The 15,662-nt window shown below is 68.1% G+C and carries 15 protein-coding genes and 2 pseudogenes; 8 read left to right on the top strand and 9 right to left on the bottom strand.

The genetic code is table 11. The annotated features are described in order from the left end of the window. Positions 1-86: 86 nt before the first annotated feature. Positions 87-1,037, bottom strand: a complete 951-nt coding sequence (locus AC5Y4H_RS23240; RefSeq protein ID WP_499985637.1) for a M56 family metallopeptidase — start codon at positions 1,035-1,037, stop codon at positions 87-89. Positions 1,038-1,051: 14 nt separating this feature from the next. Beyond that, positions 1,052-1,471: a BlaI/MecI/CopY family transcriptional regulator gene (locus AC5Y4H_RS23235; RefSeq protein ID WP_499985634.1), complete on the bottom strand. Its 420-nt coding sequence runs from the start codon at positions 1,469-1,471 to the stop codon at positions 1,052-1,054. Positions 1,472-1,789: 318 nt separating this feature from the next. Here AC5Y4H_RS23235 and AC5Y4H_RS23230 point away from each other — a divergent pair, with 318 nt between their 5' ends. Further along, entirely contained in the window at positions 1,790-2,218 is a 429-nt protein-coding gene (locus tag AC5Y4H_RS23230; RefSeq protein WP_499985632.1) for a PaaI family thioesterase, read from the top strand. On the opposite strand, the gene AC5Y4H_RS23225 is transcribed toward AC5Y4H_RS23230, so the two are convergent. The 4 genes from AC5Y4H_RS23225 to AC5Y4H_RS23210 all read right to left on the bottom strand — a co-directional run bounded on the left by AC5Y4H_RS23225 (position 2,179) and on the right by AC5Y4H_RS23210 (position 5,997). Continuing rightward, positions 2,179-3,675, bottom strand: a complete 1,497-nt coding sequence (locus AC5Y4H_RS23225) for an NAD(P)/FAD-dependent oxidoreductase (RefSeq protein WP_499985630.1) — start codon at positions 3,673-3,675, stop codon at positions 2,179-2,181. The two genes, AC5Y4H_RS23230 and AC5Y4H_RS23225, sit on opposite strands and share 40 nt — an antisense overlap. Before the next feature lie 192 nt (positions 3,676-3,867). Then, on the bottom strand, positions 3,868-4,248 hold the full coding sequence (locus AC5Y4H_RS23220) for a DUF4189 domain-containing protein (protein WP_499985627.1): 381 nt from the start codon (positions 4,246-4,248) through the stop codon (positions 3,868-3,870). A gap of 107 nt (positions 4,249-4,355) precedes the next feature. After that, positions 4,356-5,273 carry an LLM class F420-dependent oxidoreductase gene (locus AC5Y4H_RS23215; protein WP_499985624.1) on the bottom strand — a complete coding sequence of 306 codons (918 nt, stop codon included), beginning with the start codon at positions 5,271-5,273 and terminating at the stop codon, positions 4,356-4,358. Between the two features lie 52 nt (positions 5,274-5,325). Further along, positions 5,326-5,997 (bottom strand): SDR family oxidoreductase, encoded by a 672-nt coding sequence (locus AC5Y4H_RS23210; protein WP_499985622.1) that lies wholly within the window; start codon positions 5,995-5,997, stop codon positions 5,326-5,328. A gap of 184 nt (positions 5,998-6,181) precedes the next feature. Here AC5Y4H_RS23210 and modA point away from each other — a divergent pair, with 184 nt between their 5' ends. From modA to AC5Y4H_RS23175, 7 genes and pseudogenes are all read left to right on the top strand, one after another. After that, positions 6,182-6,958 (top strand): molybdate ABC transporter substrate-binding protein, encoded by a 777-nt coding sequence (gene modA, locus AC5Y4H_RS23205; RefSeq protein WP_499985620.1) that lies wholly within the window; start codon positions 6,182-6,184, stop codon positions 6,956-6,958. An 8-nt stretch (positions 6,959-6,966) separates the two neighbouring features. Next, positions 6,967-7,761: an ABC transporter permease gene (locus AC5Y4H_RS23200; RefSeq protein WP_499985616.1), complete on the top strand. Its 795-nt coding sequence runs from the start codon at positions 6,967-6,969 to the stop codon at positions 7,759-7,761. Between the two features lie 2 nt (positions 7,762-7,763). Next, a complete protein-coding gene (locus AC5Y4H_RS23195; RefSeq protein ID WP_499985614.1) occupies positions 7,764-8,867 on the top strand; it encodes a sulfate/molybdate ABC transporter ATP-binding protein in 1,104 nt (367 codons plus the stop codon). 125 nt (positions 8,868-8,992) lie between these two features. Then, positions 8,993-9,856 (top strand): annotated as a pseudogene (locus tag AC5Y4H_RS23190) (alanine and proline-rich secreted protein Apa); the annotation flags it as partial. Positions 9,857-9,928: 72 nt separating this feature from the next. Continuing rightward, positions 9,929-10,042 (top strand): annotated as a pseudogene (locus AC5Y4H_RS23185) (hypothetical protein); the annotation flags it as partial. Positions 10,043-10,245: 203 nt separating this feature from the next. Continuing rightward, entirely contained in the window at positions 10,246-10,545 is a 300-nt protein-coding gene (locus tag AC5Y4H_RS23180; protein ID WP_499985612.1) for a GlsB/YeaQ/YmgE family stress response membrane protein, read from the top strand. 47 nt (positions 10,546-10,592) lie between these two features. Then, on the top strand, positions 10,593-11,621 hold the full coding sequence (locus tag AC5Y4H_RS23175) for a zinc-binding alcohol dehydrogenase family protein (protein ID WP_499985608.1): 1,029 nt from the start codon (positions 10,593-10,595) through the stop codon (positions 11,619-11,621). 7 nt (positions 11,622-11,628) lie between these two features. Here the strand turns inward: AC5Y4H_RS23175 and AC5Y4H_RS23170 are convergent, their stop codons facing one another. From AC5Y4H_RS23170 to AC5Y4H_RS23160, 3 genes are all read right to left on the bottom strand, one after another. Then, positions 11,629-12,390: a CPBP family intramembrane glutamic endopeptidase gene (locus AC5Y4H_RS23170; protein ID WP_499985603.1), complete on the bottom strand. Its 762-nt coding sequence runs from the start codon at positions 12,388-12,390 to the stop codon at positions 11,629-11,631. A gap of 98 nt (positions 12,391-12,488) precedes the next feature. After that, a complete protein-coding gene (locus AC5Y4H_RS23165) occupies positions 12,489-14,873 on the bottom strand; it encodes a phosphoketolase family protein (protein ID WP_499985600.1) in 2,385 nt (794 codons plus the stop codon). Between the two features lie 44 nt (positions 14,874-14,917). Continuing rightward, the coding region (locus tag AC5Y4H_RS23160; protein ID WP_499985597.1) for an SDR family oxidoreductase at positions 14,918-15,662 on the bottom strand (745 nt) is incomplete at its 5' end.

Below are 15,662 nucleotides of genomic sequence, written 5' to 3'. Positions count from 1 at the left end.
ATTAGGAGAACTTGTCCGAAAAGCTTTCGGTGCCACTGTGGCACAGCGAACAGTTGAGCGCCCGGGGTGATCGGCTCTCGGCGGCGTCAGAGGTTGAACAAGCGTTCCAGTTCGGTGAGCCACGGGACGGCCAGCGCGACCGTGGGCCCGACGAATATCACCGCCGCGGCCAGGTATGCGGCGGCAGACAACAGCGGGCTGTTGCCGCGTCCGCCCAGCCGGCGCACCCTCAGCACCGTACTGGGGCCGCCTGCCGCGAGCGCGCCCGACGGGGTCCGCCCCGATGCGCATGCGACCAGCGCCCGGGCCAGGGGAGCGCGACCCGCGGCACGGACCGCCGCGTCGTCGGCGAGCAGCTCGACCAGAAGCTGGACCGCGCCGAGCGCGTTGGCGCTGCGGACCAGCCGCGGGAACGCCGCGTGCACGGCGGTGAAAGCCTCCAGCACCAGGTCATGTCGCGCCCGCAGATGGGCGCGCTCGTGCGTGAGGATCGCCTCGACTTCGGGGTCCGCGAGCGTGCTCAGCGTCCCCTCGCTGACCACCACGCGGCTGCGCACGCCGGGCAGGCAGTAGGCGAGCGGTTGGGAGACCTCCAGCACGCGAAGGTCGCGGGTGCGGGCGCAGGCCTGGGATTTCGCCGCGCCATGGCCGACTCCGACCAGGTCGACCACCATCCGGTGGTGGGCCCGCCGCTTCCGGTTGGCGATGGCCACCCGGATGACCGCGACCATCAGCCGGGCACCGACCAGGACGGTCAGGGCGAAAACGCTGACGTAGAGCGTCCACAGCGGCCAGCCGAGGCGGTCGGCGGCGCCGACGACGCTGGTCGTGGGCCGGCCGTCGCGGCCGGGCACAAGCAACCGGGTGGCGATCGCGATGCCTGCGCTGAATGCCGATAGGACCGCGGCCAGCGCAACAGCTTGCCAGAGCACCATTGCCGCGCGCGGGGCGCGCAGCGGCCAGCGCGCGCGTGCCAACATAGCCGGCACCGGGCCGGTCAGTAGCACCGCGATAATGGTGAAAGCCAGCGCGGACACACTGTTAGTGTCCCTCAGCCCTCCGGGCCAGCGCCAGCAGATGTCGAGTTCTTGCGCTGATTGGCTTCCAGTTCGGCAAGTGCGCGCCGCAGCGCCTCCGCCTCGTCGGCGCCGACACGTTCGACGAAGTGCACCAGCGCAGCCTGCCTGCCGCCGGGATCTTCGGCCTGGGCCAGCGCATCCACCATCAGCCCGGCGACCAGTTCGTCACGCCCGTGCACGGGTGCGTACCGGTGTGCCCGGTCGTCGCGGATCTGGGAAACGAGGTTCTTCTTAGCCAACCGCTGCAGCACGGTCATGATCGTCGTGTAGGCCAGGTCGCGCTGTGCCGACAATGCCTCATGGACCTGGCGAACGGTCTGAGGCTCGGGCATGGACCATAGGTGGTCCATAACGGCCCGTTCCAGATCCCCCAGCCGTGTCAGTTTGGCCATAGTTCGTTCATCTCCTGAGCGTCGAATCAAGACTACTCCGGCTTACTACCGACGGTCGTACGGAAGCCTGACAAATCACTGTGCCGGTAGTCGTGCGCTCCCACCGCGGACGAAGAGCAGCATAACGCTTGCAAAGTTAGGGCAGCCTTGCCTATGCTGATCGGGTCGAGCGATACGGACCGTGTGAGTGTCCTGAGGGCTGCAGCGACCCCCGGTCCACTCGATCGGCGAGCCCCGTGCCCACAAGGCACGGGGCTCCGCCGTTTTCCCACCAGCTTCCGCCGCCGGCCCTGCTCGCCGGGGCCATGGTGTAGACACATGGACGTGCCAGAGTCGCAGAAAACGATCCTCCCGCCGGACTTCGCCGCACCCTTCGATCGCGAGATTGGGCTGCAATTCACCGAACTCAGCCCCGACGGGGCTCGCGCACAGCTCGAGGTGACGCCCAAGCTGTTGCAGCCGATGGGTTTGGTTCACGGCGGCGTTTACTGCTCGATGATCGAGAGCATGGCCAGTGTGGCCGCCTACACCTGGCTGGCCACTCGCGGCGGCGGAAATGTGGTGGGCGTCAACAACAACACCGACTTCCTGCGTTCCATCGGCTCGGGAATGGTGTACGGCACCGTCGAGCCCATCCACCGCGGCCGAAGCCAGCAATTGTGGCTGGTCACCATCACCGACGGCGACGACCGGGTCGTCGCCCGTGGTCAGGTGCGACTGCAGAATCTCGAGATTCGCGAAGCCTGATCGGCGCCGCGGTAACCGGTCTTCGATGGAATACGCTGTCCGGCAACCTCATTGGAAGAGGACTGGGGCGGGCTAGCTGGCCCGCCTGCCGCCGGCCGTTTGGTCTCGGCCGCGAGCACGGCCAACTGTTCCAGCCGGGTGCGGGCGAATGCCTGCTGCTCGGTGATGGTGAGCTGGCCGCGCCGAGTGCTCAGGAACGTGACCGTCCAGGACAGCAGCGTGCTGATCTTGGTCTTGAAGCCGACCAGGTAGACCAGGTGCAGCACCAGCCACGCGAACCAGGCGAACAGGCCGCTGAACTCGACCGGCCCGATCTTGGCGACCGCGGAGAACCGCGACACCGTGGCCATCGAGCCCTTGTCGAAGTACTGGAACGGCTCCCGTTCGGCCGGGTTGGCGCCACCGAGCTCGGCCTTGATGGCGCTCGCGACGTACTTGGCGCCCTGGATGGCACCCTGGGCCACTCCCGGCACGCCTTCAACGGCGGCCAGGTCGCCGATGACGAATACGTTCGGGTGACCGGGGACGGACAGGTCCGGCAGCACCTTGACCCGGCCGGCCCGGTCCAGCTCGACGGACGACTGATCGGCTAGATCCCGGCCCAGCGGGCTGGCTGCCACTCCGGCGGACCAGACCTTGCAGGCCGATTCGATGCGCCGGACCGTGCCGTCGGAATCCTTGACGGTGATTCCGTTGCGGTCGACGTCGGTCACCATCGCGCCCAATTGGATCTCCACGCCCATCTTCTCCAGCCGGGCCGCCGCGCGCTGACCCAGCTTGTCGCCGAACGGTGGCAGCACGGCGGGCGCGGCGTCGAGCAGGATCACCCGCGCTCTCGTCGAGTCGATGTGCCGGAAGGAGCCCTTCAGCGTGTAGGACGCCAATTCCGCGATCTGCCCGGCCATTTCGACGCCGGTGGGGCCCGCCCCGATCACGGTGAACGTCAGCAGCTTGGCGCGGCGCTCCGGGTCGCGAGACCGCTCGGCCTGCTCGAACGCGCTCAGGATCCGGCCGCGCACCTCGAGTGCATCGTCGATCGACTTCATGCCGGGTGCGAACTCGGCGAAATGATCGTTGCCGAAATACGACTGGCCGGCGCCGGCGGCGATGATCAAGCTGTCGTAGGGAGTGTCGTAGGTATGCCCGAGCAAGTCGGACACCACGAACTTGCCCTCCAGGTCGATGTGCGTGACGTCACCGAGCAGCACCTGAACATTGCGCTGGCGGCGCAGGACGACACGGGTGGGCGGCGCGATATCGCCTTCGGACACAATGCCCGTCGCCACCTGGTACAGCAGGGGCTGGAACAAGTGATGGGTGGTGCGGGCGATCAGTTTGATGTCGACGTTAGCGTGCTTGAGTTTCTTTGCCGCGTTGAGTCCACCGAATCCGGAGCCGATGATGACGACCTGGTGACGGCGCTCCGGTCCAGCTGGGATTTCTGGCTGGGGGCTCATGTTTCAGCTGCTCCTGACGGGGGCTTCTGGACGCGCGACTGCAATTAACCACCACGCTAGTAACGCGGATACCCAGAGACCTAGCTGATACGCATGTGTTGTTTGCAACACTAACGGTGGTGCGCAAGTGAAATACCTGGTGGGCGGCGGTCGTTGTGGCGCAGTTATCAGCCTATCGACGCGACGCCGACGTCACTGACTGGAGCCTTCTCCCGCGCAGTGATCGTGGCCTGGCTGCACCGTTCCGCCGGGGGCGCGCCCCAGGGCCGCCGCCTCCGCTTCTTCGCGCGTGGGACCCCAGCCACCGAAGTACCTGGATTTGGCCGCGTTCAGGACCAGGGCCATGCACCCGCCCTGCCCGCTGGCCAGCAGACGGCAGTCGCTGATGGTCTTGCGGCACGTCTCCATCACCGCCTTCTCGGCCGCGCCCTGGCTGGATGCTCCGTCGGCGATGTTGATGCGGCCGGTGGAGTCCGATATCGCCATGGCGATCCAATCGTTGTCGGCGAGCGCGATGGGAGCCGGGACCAACGCCACGCCTACCGCGATCGCCACCAAGGCTGCATTCTTCATGGCGGTCCCGGCCCTTTGCTTCTGCGCTGCGCCGTTGTGGCACAGGTGAACGCTGCTACACGGAAGTATTACCGCGCTATGGCCGATCCGCGACTTCACACGACCGTCTACAGGCCCACGAGCGGGCGCAACGCCTCGCCGGCCGCCTCGATGACGCCGGGTGTGTAGAAGGGCAGATTGATGATCACGCCGTCGACGCCCGCATCGATCACTTTGGTCTTGAGCTGATCGGCGACCGAATCCGGCGTGCCGACCACCATCCGCTGCGTCATCTCGGCGGGGATCTGATCGAGGCTCGCGTTTTCGTCGATCATCACGGTGGTCAGTGTGCTGGTTTCCAGGGTGGCGGGGTCGCGGCCCACCTCTTCGCAGGACCGGCGCACCGCGTCCAGCTTGCGCGGCAGCTCGTCGAAACCGGCGATCACGTTGAGGTGGTCGAAATGCCGTGCGGCGAGCGGGATTGTCTTCTTTTCGCCGCTGCCGCCGATCATCAGCGGAATGTGTTCCCGGAAGCGGGGATTGGCGAACGCCTCGCTGGTTCGGTACCACTTGCCCGAGAAGGTGGCCCGCTCGCCCTTGATCATCGGCAGGATGATCTGCAGGGCTTCGTCGAGCCGGTTGAACCGATCGGTGAAGGTGCCGAATTCGAAGCCGAGCTGATCGTGCTCGAGCTGAAACCATCCGGTGCCCATCCCCAGAATCGCGCGGCCCTGGCTCACCACGTCCAGTGTGGTGATGGTCTTCGCGAGCAGGCTCGGGTTTCGGTACGAATTGCCGGTCACCAAAGTGCCCAGCTGCACCCGCTCGGTGGCAGTGGCCAGCGCCCCCAGGGCAGTGTAGGCCTCCAGCATCGGCTGGTCGGGCGATCCCAGCATCGGCAGTTGGTAGAAGTGGTCCATCACGAAAACCGAATCGAATCCGGCGGATTCGGCTTCGCGGGCTTGGGCGATGACGGTGGGGAACAGTTGCTCCACCCCGGTGCCGTAGGAGAAATTGGGGATCTGCAGACCGAGTCGAATAGCCACGAGAATCACCGTAGCGATCGGCCCGGCGCGGGAGAAGGGTGCGCGCTACGCCTCAGGCGAAACGAGCGAGCGCGCCGTGGCTCACGTGCAAGGTCTGGCCGGTGATGTGGCGAGCCGCCGGGGTGGTCAAGAACAACGCCAATCGGGCGGCCTCGGCGGCCACCGGCGCAGGCGTGCGGGAGAGCCCGTCGTAGCCGGCCTCGGCGCTGCGGCCACTCGCGATGACGTTGACCGTGATTCCGCGCGTGCCGAAAATGCCCGCCTGGCCCGCGGTCCAGTTCGACAAGGTCGCCTTGATCGCGGCGTCGGCGCTTCCCGCCGGCGGGTTCTCGGGCACCACGGTGATGATGGAGCCGCCCGAGCGCAGGTGGTCGCCCACGGCCTGCACGGTCAACACCGCCGAAAGCACCGTCGCGTCAAGGGCGTTGCGCCAGGCGTTGGCCGTATCGGCGATCGAATAGGTGCGCGGGTCTCCGGCGTCCCAGGTGGGTGCCGGCACGTTGACGATGGTGTCCAGATGGTGCGGGAACAGGGGACGGGCCTCTTCGAGGCTGACCGGGTCGGTGGTGTCGCAGACGATCGCGTCGACCTCGAGCTCCTTGGCGGCGATCTCCAGCTCGCTTTTGCGCGCTCCCACGAGGGTCACTTTGTGGCCGTCATCGCGGAAGCCCTCGGCTACCGTGCGCCCCAGGTCCGTGTCTCCGCCGGTAACCAGCACCTCCATGCCATGACCTCCTCGTGTTCACGCGTTATGGCATCGGTCCGACACATGTTACTGGACAGTAGCTAGTCGGCGAAACTTTACCCAGTGCGACGCGCGGCTCGTTTGGGTAACTATTTGGTCGCTACTTTCTTGCGGCGATTCAACCGCCGAGGCCGCCGCATCATCGGCGGGCTAGGGTTCATCCATGCGCCGGATCGGGATCCTCACCGCTGTGGTTTCGGCAGTGCTGACGGCGGGACTGATCGGGTGCGGTCCGAAGTCATCCCCGTCGCAGACCGCACCGGCATCCGGCAAGGTCATGGTGTTCGCCGCGGCATCCCTCAAGCCGGCGTTCACCGAGATCAGCCAGCAGTTCAAGAACCAAAATCCCGGCGTCACCGTGGACTTCGAGTTCGCCGGTTCGTCCGACCTGGCCACTCAGTTGACACAGGGCGCGATCGCGGACGTTTTCGCCTCGGCGGACACGGCCCAGATGGACAAGGTCAGCAAGGCCGGCTTGTTGACCGGCACCCCGACGAACTTCGCATCGAACACGTTGGTCATCGTCACCGCCCCGGGTGACCCGAAGGCGGTCAGCTCGTTCGCCGACCTGGCGCGGCCGGGCCTCAGCGTGGTGATCTGTCAGCAACCGGTGCCGTGCGGGGCCGCGACCCAGCGCATCGAGGACAGCACCGGGGTGCGCCTCAACCCGGTCAGCGAGGAACTCAACGTGACGGATGCCCTCAACAAGGTCACCAGCGGCCAGGCCGACGCCGCGCTGGTATATGTCACCGACGCCAAGTCCGCCGGCAACAAGGTCGCGACCGTGAACTTCCCAGAAGCCGCCGGGGCGGTGAACGTCTATCCCATCGGGGTGCTCAAGAAGGCGCCGCTGGCCGCGCAAGCGCAGAAGTTCGTCGACCTGGTGACGTCACCGACCGGGGGGCGGATCCTGGCCCAGGCCGGCTTCGCGAAGCCCTGAGGCCGCGGATGCACCGGCCGACGCATCTGCCCCGGTGGGTGTATGTCCCGGCGGCGGTTGGGACCCTCTTCGTGGTGCTGCCGCTGGTGGCCATCGCGGTCAAGGTCGATTGGCCGCACTTCTGGTCGCTGATCACCAGCTCGTCGTCAAGTACGGCGTTGTTCCTGAGCCTGAAGACCGCCGCCGCCAGCACCGTGCTGTGCGTGGCGCTGGGGGTGCCGATGGCGCTGGTGCTGGCCCGCAGCACCGCACGAATAATCCGGTTGCTTCGGCCCCTGATTCTGCTGCCCCTGGTGTTGCCGCCGGTGGTGGGCGGAATCGCGCTGCTCTACGCGTTCGGCCGGCTCGGTTTACTCGGGCGCTACCTCGAAGCCGCCGGTGTCAGCATCGCGTTCAGCACCACCGCCGTGGTACTCGCACAGACCTTCGTCTCGCTGCCGTTCCTGGTGATTTCTTTGGAGGGCGCAGCGCGCACCGCGGGCGCCGATTTCGAGGTGGTGGCCGCGACGCTGGGGGCCCCTCCGAGCGTCGTCTGGTGGCGCGTCACCCTGCCGCTGCTGTTGCCGGGCCTGATGTCGGGGGCGGTGTTGGCCTTCGCCCGCTCGCTGGGCGAGTTCGGCGCCACGCTGACGTTTGCGGGGTCCCGGCAGGGGGTGACCCGCACGCTGCCGCTGGAGATCTACCTGCAACGCGTGACCGACGCCAATGCCGCTGTGGCGCTGTCGATCCTGCTGGTCGTGGTGGCGGCCCTGGTGGTGGTGGGCCTGGGCACTCGCCGGCTAGCCGGAAACGACACCGGGTAACCATGAGCGAATTGCAGCTGCGCGCGGTCGTCGCGGACCGCCATGTGGACGTGGAATTCTCCGTGGCCGCGGGCGAGGTGCTCGCGGTGCTCGGGGCGAATGGCGCCGGCAAATCGACACTGCTACATGTCATCGCCGGGCTGCTGCGTCCCGATGACGGGTTGGTGCGGCTGGGGAACCGGGATCTGACCGACACCGCGGCCGGGATCGACGTGGCGACGTGTGACCGCAGGGTGGGGCTGCTGCTACAGGACGCGTTGCTGTTTCCGCACCTGAGCGTCGCCGCAAACGTCGCGTTCGGACCGCGCAGCCGGCGCCCGAGGCTACGCCCGGCGCGCGCCGCCCAGACGGCGACGGCGCTGCGCTGGCTGCGTGAGGTGGATGCCGAGCGCTTCGCCGACCGAAAACCGCGACAGCTTTCCGGTGGACAGGCCCAGCGCGTCGCCATCGCGCGGGCGCTGGCGGCCGAACCCGACGTGTTGCTGCTCGACGAACCGCTCGCCGGCCTCGACGTCGCCGCGGCCGCCGCGATCCGGGCGGTGTTGCGCAACGTCATCACCCGCTTGGGCTGCGCGGCGATCCTGGTCACCCACGACCTGCTGGACGTGTTCACCCTTGCCGATCGCGTCATGGTGCTGGAATCCGGCAAAATCGCCGAAATCGGCCCGGTGCCCAAGGTTCTCAGCACGCCGCGCAGTCATTTCGCGGCCCGCATCGCGGGCATCAACCTGGTCAACGGAACCATCGCCCGCGACGGCTCGCTGTGTGCGCAGGCCGGCGACCGCTGGTATGCGGCGGGTGCGGCGAGCGGCGAACCGATTTCGCCGGAGCAGCATGCGATCGCGGTGTTCCCACCGACGGCGGTGGCCGTCTATCGCGATCGCCCGCACGGTAGCCCCCGCAACACCGTTGAGGTCACCGTGGCCGAGATGGATGTCCGCGGCCCGGCGGTGTGGGTGCGTGGCGCGCAGCAACCTGATGGCGCCCCGGGCCTCGCCGCGGAGATCACCGTCGATGCCGCTTCGGAGCTGCAATTGGTGCCCGGGGATCGAGTCTGGTTCTCGGTCAAGGCTCGTGAGGTGTCGCTGCATCCTGCACCCCGCTGAAAGGGCCCGGCGCGCAACCTCGGGGCCGTTCGATGGATTGCACATTGGCAACATCGGTAAATCCGCGCCGCATTTGTCCGCAATGCACCCTTGCGTCACAGCGGTAACACGGTAGGTTCGTCGCCATGGAACAGGTGGACCCGACCTCGACCCGTCGCAAAGGACTGTGGACGACGCTGGCGATCACCACGGTGACCGGTGCCAGCGCTGTCGCCATCGCGTTGCCGGCGACTTCCAACGCCGATCCCGAGGTGCCGACGCCGGTGCCGCCGTCCACGGCCACGGCCCCGCCGGGGGCGCCGGCGACCAACGCTCCGCCGGCCGCCCCGGCGCCGAATGGGCAACCGGCACCGGGTGATCCCAACGCGGTCCCGCCGCCGCTCAACCCCAACGGGGCGCCGCCCCCGCCGGTCGACCCGAATGCACCGCCGCCACCGCCAGCCGACCCGAACGCCGGGCGGATCACCAACGCGGTCGGTGGATTCAGCTACGTCCTGCCCGCCGGCTGGGTGGAGTCGGACGCGTCGCACCTCGACTACGGCTCGGCGCTGCTCAGCAAGGTCACCGGCCCGGCGCCGGCGCCCGACCAGGCCCCACCCGTCGCCAATGACACCCGCATAGTGATGGGCCGCCTGGACCAGAAGCTCTACGCCAGTGCGGAAGCCAACAACGCCAAGGCCGCAGTGCGGCTGGGGTCGGACATGGGCGAGTTCTTCATGCCCTACCCCGGCACCCGGATCAACCAGGACGCCACCCCGCTCAACGGAAGCAACGGCAGCACCGGGAGCGCGTCGTATTACGAAGTCAAGTTCAGCGACGCGTCCAAGCCGAATGGCCAGATCTGGACGGGCGTCGTCGGTTCGGCTAACGGCGGGACCGCCCAACGCTGGTTCGTGGTGTGGCTCGGAACCTCGAACGACCCGGTGGACAGGGGCGCGGCCAAGGCGCTCGCCGAGTCGATCCAGGCGTGGACACCGTCCGCGGCTCCGGGAGCACCGGCGGCGCCGGGAGCGCCCGCACCGGGTGCACCCGCGGCCCCGGGAGCACCGGCACCCGGAACACCCCCTGCGCCGGGCGCGCCCGCACCGGCGCCAGCGGCCCCGGGGGCTCCTGGCGCCCCCGCACCGGCGCCCGCGGCCCCGGGGGCTCCTGGCGCACCCGCGCCGGTTCCCGGTGGCGCGCCCGCCTCCGAGGTCAGCCCGACCCCCACACCGACACCGCAGCAGACGCTCTCGGCCTGACCGCGACGCTTTACCGGCACTGAACCGACTGGTCAACCGTCTCCAATTCGGCACCCATTTCGTAACCCGGACTGGGTATACCGAAATGACTGCCCAGCAAATCGCTGGGCTTTGCCAGCGATTGCAAGGAGACATTCATGACCGTCATGGCAGCTACCGAATTTCTTGCCCGCTCCAGCACTTTGACCAGCGTCGGCTGGATCGGTTACATCATCATCGGCGGTCTCGCCGGCGCCCTCGCCAGCAGGATCATCAGGGGTAGCGGAGCCGGCATCGTGATGGACATAGTCATCGGTATCGTGGGCGCCCTGATCGGTGGCTTCATCCTGAGCTTCTTCGTCAACACCGCTGGTGGCGGCATCATCTTCACCTTCTTCACAGCGCTGCTCGGCGCCCTGCTCCTGCTCTGGGTCGTCGGCATGGCCCGCAGGACATAATCGGCCTAACGCGTTGCGACCGTGGTGGTTAGCGGCATGATGGATTGATGCCTCCGCCGGCGACCACCACGGCGATGCGCGCCTGGCGCGTACGCCGACCCGGGCCGATGAACACCGGCCCGCTGGAACAGGTCACCACCGAGGTACCGCGCCCAGGACCGTCCGAACTCCTGGTGGCCGTGCGCGCGTGCGGGGTCTGTCGCACCGACTTGCACGTCACCGAGGGTGACCTGCCGGTGCACCGCGACCGGGTCACGCCGGGCCACGAAGTTGTTGGTGAGGTCATCGAAATGGGACCGGAGGCCGGCGGCGAATTCCGGGTGGGGGACCGGGTAGGCATCGCCTGGCTGCGCCACACCTGCGGCGAATGCAAATACTGCCGTCGTGGCGACGAGAACCTATGCCCCCACTCCCGTTACACCGGATGGGACGCCGACGGCGGCTACGCCGAATTCGCCACCGTCCCGGCCGCTTTCGCGCATCCCCTGCCGATCGGCTACAGCGATAGCGAGCTGGCGCCATTGTTGTGCGCGGGCATCATCGGCTATCGCTCGCTGCTGCGCGCCGAGTTGCCGCCCGGCGGGCGCCTGGGCCTGTACGGCTTCGGAGGCAGCGCCCACATCACCGCCCAGGTGGCGCTGGCGCAAGGCGCCGAGGTGCACGTGATGACCCGCGGGTCCCAGGCGCAAGAACTGGCGTTGCAGCTCGGCGCGGCGTCGGCGCAAGGCGCCGCCGATCCGCCCCCGGTGCCGCTGGACGCCGCGATCCTGTTTGCCCCGGTGGGTGATCTGGTGCTGCCCGCGCTGGAAGCGCTGGACCGCGGCGGCACCCTGGCGATCGCCGGAATTCACCTCTCCGATATCCCGACCCTGAACTACCAGCGCCACCTGTTCCAGGAACGCCAGGTCCGATCGGTCACATCCAATACCCGGGCGGACGCGCGGGCCTTCCTTGACTTCGCAAGTCACCATCACATTGAGGTAACGACGCCGGAATATCCGCTGGGACAAGCGGATCGGGCGCTGGCGGATCTGAGCGCCGGCCGCATTGCCGGCGCGGCGGTGTTGCTAGTCTGATTCGGCGTCAGGTGGACAGATGCCACACCAACGCGGCGGCCAGCGCACCGAGCCCGTTCAACGACCAGTGCAACGCGATGGGCGCGATCAGGCTGCCGCTGCGCCGGCGCAGCCAGCTGAAGACGAATCCGGCGGCCCCGGTCGCGAGCACCGCCCCGGTGACGCCGATCATCATGCCCACCAGCCCGCCGCCGAACAGCCGGGTGAAACCCACGTTGCTGCTGGTCAGCCCGAACGACGTCGCGACGTGCCACAACCCGAACAACAACGAACCGGCCAGGGCGACGCCGCGAAAACCCCAGGCCCGGTTGAGTGCGCCGTGCAGAACGCCCCGAAAGGCCAGCTCCTCGGGAATGACGGTCTGCAGCGGGATGACGACCATCGAGGCGACCATTGCTCCGGAGATCGTGGCGTACCGGTTGTTCATGAACATCGGCCGGGTCGCCGGCAGCAGCACGCCCAGCGCGATCACCGAAGCCACGACCGCCACGGCGGCCAGTGCGTAACCGAAGCCGGGCTTCCAGTGCTCGCGTCCGAGACCGAGGTCCGCCCAGCCCAGGCCCCGCCAGCGCATCAAGATGACCAGCCCGATGGCCGCGGCCGGGACGGTGGCGATGCTCGCCCACGGGGTGGTGAAGTGTGCAATCAGGTTGGTCAGCACCAGGACAACCACGACGACGGCGAGGTCGAGGTGGATCCGGAATCTGTGCAGCGCCGCGGGCTGGGAAACCGCGAGCTGACTGTCGGCTGTCCCGGCGGCGTCAAGCATCCGACCAGTTTACCGGCGCCGGACGGCCCGACAGTTCGCCGAGATTTACGGATGTGCGACGCCCTGCGGACTGACCCGACGGCGTCCTCGCCGTCAGGTCACTCGGACGCCCAGGTCCAACCGGCGATCCGCGGGTCGTCCTCGCCGTGCTCGCGGGTGTACATCCGGGCCGCGAGGCGCGCGTCGACCATGCGCTGACGCAGCATGGCGGCGCGACTGGCCAGCCCGTCCACCCGGTCGATGACGTCCATCACCAGGTGGAAGCGGTCCAAATCGTTGAGCATCACCATGTCGAAGGGCGTGGTCGTGGTGCCGCGTTCCTTGAAGCCGCGCACGTGCAGGTGGGCGTGGTTGGTGCGGCTGTAGGTGAGCCGGTGGATCAGCCAGGGATAGCCGTGGTAGGCGAAGATGACCGGCTTGTCGCGGGTGAACAGCGCGTCGAACTCGCGGTCCGGCAGGCCGTGCGGGTGCTCGGAGTCCGGCTGCAGCCGCATCAAGTCGACGATGTTGATCACCCGGACGCCCAGCTCGGGCAGTTCGCGGCGCAGGATGTCGGCGGCGGCCAGCGTCTCGAGGGTGGGGATGTCGCCGGCGCAGGCCAGCACCACGTCGGGCTCGTCGGTGGCCGTGCTCGCCCAGGGCCAGATGCCCAGCCCGCGAGTGCAGTGCGCGATCGCGGCGTCCATGTCGAGGTAGGCCAGCGCGGGTTGCTTGCCGGCGACGATGACGTTGATGTAGTCCCGGCTGCGCAGGCAGTGATCGGCCACCGAGAGCAGCGTGTTGCCGTCCGGCGGCAGGTACACGCGGGTCAGCTCCGGTCGCTTGTTGGCGACCAGGTCGATGAAGCCGGGGTCCTGGTGGGACGCGCCATTGTGGTCCTGGCGCCAGACGTGCGAGCTGAGCAGGTAGTTGAGCGACGCGATCGGCCTGCGCCACGGCAAATCCCGGCTGGTGGCAAGCCATTTCGCGTGCTGGTTCAGCATCGAGTCGACGATGTGCACGAACGCTTCGTAGCAGTTGAACAACCCGTGCCGGCCCGTCAGCAGGTAGCCCTCCAGCCAGCCCTGGCACAGGTGCTCGGAAAGCACCTCCATCACGCGGCCGTCGGGCGCCAGGTGCTCGTCGTCCGGCTCCACCTCCGAAAGCCACACTTTGTCGGTGGACCCGAAGACCGCGTCGAGCCGATTGGACGCCGTCTCGTCGGGCCCCATCAGCCGGAAGCGGTCGCGGTTGCGGGCGATCACGTCGCGCAAGAATGCGCCGAGCACCCGGGTGGCCTCGTGCGTGGTGGCCGCCGGCCGCTCGACGGCCACGGCGTAATCGCGAAAGTCCGGCAGGTCCAGATCGTGCAGCAACAGCCCGCCGTTGGCGTGGGGGTTCGCGCTCATCCGGCGGTCGCCGGTGGGTGCCAGCGCCCGCAATTCGTCACGCAGCCTGCCGTTTTCGTCGAAAAGCTGATCGGGCGCGTAGCTGCGCAGCCATTCCTCGAGCTGGGCGCGGTGCTCGGGATTGTCGTGCGTCTCGGACAGCGGCACCTGATGCGAACGCCACGTTCCCTCCACCTTTTTGCCGTCCACCACCTTGGGCCCGGTCCAGCCCTTGGGCGTGCGCAGCACGATCATCGGCCACACGGGTCGCTCGGCCTCACGGCCGCCCCGGGCCGCGGCCTGGATGGCCGCGATGTCGTCGAAGGCGTCGTCGAGGGCGGCGGCCAGTTGCTGATGCACGTCGGCCGGGTCATCACCGGCGACCGTGATCGGGCGGTAGCCGTAGCCCCGCAGCAGCGCTTCCAGCTCGTCGTGCGGGATGCGGGCCAGCACCGTCGGGTTGGCGATCTTGTAGCCGTTGAGCGCCAGGATGGGCAGCACGGCGCCGTCGGTCACCGGGTTGAGGAACTTGTTGGAATGCCAGCTGGCGGCCAGCGGCCCGGTTTCGGCCTCGCCGTCACCGACAACGCAGGCCACCACGAGGTACGGATTGTCCAGGGCCGCGCCGTAGGCGTGCACCAGCGCGTAGCCGAGCTCACCACCCTCGTGGATGGAGCCCGGCGTCTGGGCCGCCACGTGGCTGGGGATGCCGCCGGGGAAGGAGAACTGCCGGAACAGCTTGCGCAGCCCCTCGGCGTCCTCCTCGATGCCGGTGTACACCTCGCTGTAGGTGCCCTCCAGATAGGCGTTGGCGACCAGCCCGGGGCCGCCGTGACCCGGCCCGGTCACGTAGATGACGTCGGCGTCGCGGTTGCGGATGATCCGGTTGAGGTGCGCGTAGACCAGGTTGAGCCCGGGCGTGGTGCCCCAGTGCCCCAGCAACCGCGGTTTGACGTGCTCGGTCGACAGCGGCTCCTGCAGCAGTGGGTTGTCCAGCAGATAGATCTGCCCGACCGACAGATAGTTGGCGGCGCGCCAGTACTTGTCGAGGAGGGCGAGTTCGTCGTCGGAGAGCGGAGATAGCGCGGGCGCGGGGGTTCGGGTTTCTAGGCTCACTCGGCCGATTGTCCGCGTCTTCGGTGAACAATGCTCGTGCGCGATTACTCTTCGCCGCGGGCGCGGGCCTCGTACGCCTGGCGCTTCGCGACGTCGACGTCGTCGGTGAAGACGCGGTCACCGCCGAGCATTCGGTTGAGCGCCTCGGCGATTCGGCGCGGCCAGAACTTCTGGGATACCACCATTGCGCCCGCCGCTTTGGTGACCCGCACCCGGGGCTTGGGGTCGGCCACCAGGTTGACGATGGCGTCGGCGATCTCGGCGGGCTCCGCGTTGCGGAAGCCCTTCATGCCCGGCGTCCCGGCAACCAGCTCGGTGTTGACGAACGTGGGCAACACCGTCGAGAACTTGACCCCGGCCGAACGGTATTCGAGCCGGGCCGAGTCGGTGAACGCGACCACCGCGTGCTTGCTGGCGCAGTAGGTGGCCAGGCCGACGATGTAGAGCTCACCGGCCAGCGAGGCGACGTTGATGACGTGCCCCTTGGCCCGCGGGACCATGCGCTGGGCGGCCAGCTTGCTGCCCAGGATCACGCCGTAGACGTTGATGTCCAGGATTCGGCGGGTGACCGCGTCCGGCTCGTCGACGATTCTGCCGACGGGCATGATGCCGGCGTTGTTGATCAGCACGTCGATCGGGCCGAGCTGGCGTTCGACCTCGTCCAGGAAATCGGAGAACGACTGCGGATCGGTGACGTCGAGCTTGCCGTAGACGTCGAGGCCCAGGTCGGCGCCCGACTCCTTCACCCGCACCTCGTCGACATCGCCGATGGCGACCCTGGCACCCAGC

Source organism: Mycobacterium sp. NGS58, from assembly GCF_059812385.1.
The sequence above is the reverse complement of the archived record's forward strand: the minus strand, read 5'-3'. Positions and strand labels throughout refer to the sequence as shown.

Excerpts from the sequence above, each read along its gene's own strand:
- AC5Y4H_RS23235 (WP_499985634.1), bottom strand. The coding sequence starts at position 1,471 with ATGGCCAAACTGACACGGCTGGGGGATCTGGAACGGGCCGTTATGGAC.
- AC5Y4H_RS23230 (WP_499985632.1), top strand. The coding sequence starts at position 1,790 with ATGGACGTGCCAGAGTCGCAGAAAACGATCCTCCCGCCGGACTTCGCC.
- AC5Y4H_RS23210 (WP_499985622.1), bottom strand. The coding sequence starts at position 5,997 with ATGGAGGTGCTGGTTACCGGCGGAGACACGGACCTGGGGCGCACGGTA.
- AC5Y4H_RS23195 (WP_499985614.1), top strand. The coding sequence starts at position 7,764 with ATGAGCGAATTGCAGCTGCGCGCGGTCGTCGCGGACCGCCATGTGGAC.
- AC5Y4H_RS23175 (WP_499985608.1), top strand. The coding sequence starts at position 10,593 with ATGCCTCCGCCGGCGACCACCACGGCGATGCGCGCCTGGCGCGTACGC.
- AC5Y4H_RS23200 (WP_499985616.1), top strand. The coding sequence starts at position 6,967 with ATGCACCGGCCGACGCATCTGCCCCGGTGGGTGTATGTCCCGGCGGCG.
- modA (WP_499985620.1), top strand. The coding sequence starts at position 6,182 with ATGCGCCGGATCGGGATCCTCACCGCTGTGGTTTCGGCAGTGCTGACG.
- AC5Y4H_RS23180 (WP_499985612.1), top strand. The coding sequence starts at position 10,246 with ATGACCGTCATGGCAGCTACCGAATTTCTTGCCCGCTCCAGCACTTTG.
- AC5Y4H_RS23170 (WP_499985603.1), bottom strand. The coding sequence starts at position 12,390 with ATGCTTGACGCCGCCGGGACAGCCGACAGTCAGCTCGCGGTTTCCCAG.
- AC5Y4H_RS23225 (WP_499985630.1), bottom strand. The coding sequence starts at position 3,675 with ATGAGCCCCCAGCCAGAAATCCCAGCTGGACCGGAGCGCCGTCACCAG.
- AC5Y4H_RS23220 (WP_499985627.1), bottom strand. The coding sequence starts at position 4,248 with ATGAAGAATGCAGCCTTGGTGGCGATCGCGGTAGGCGTGGCGTTGGTC.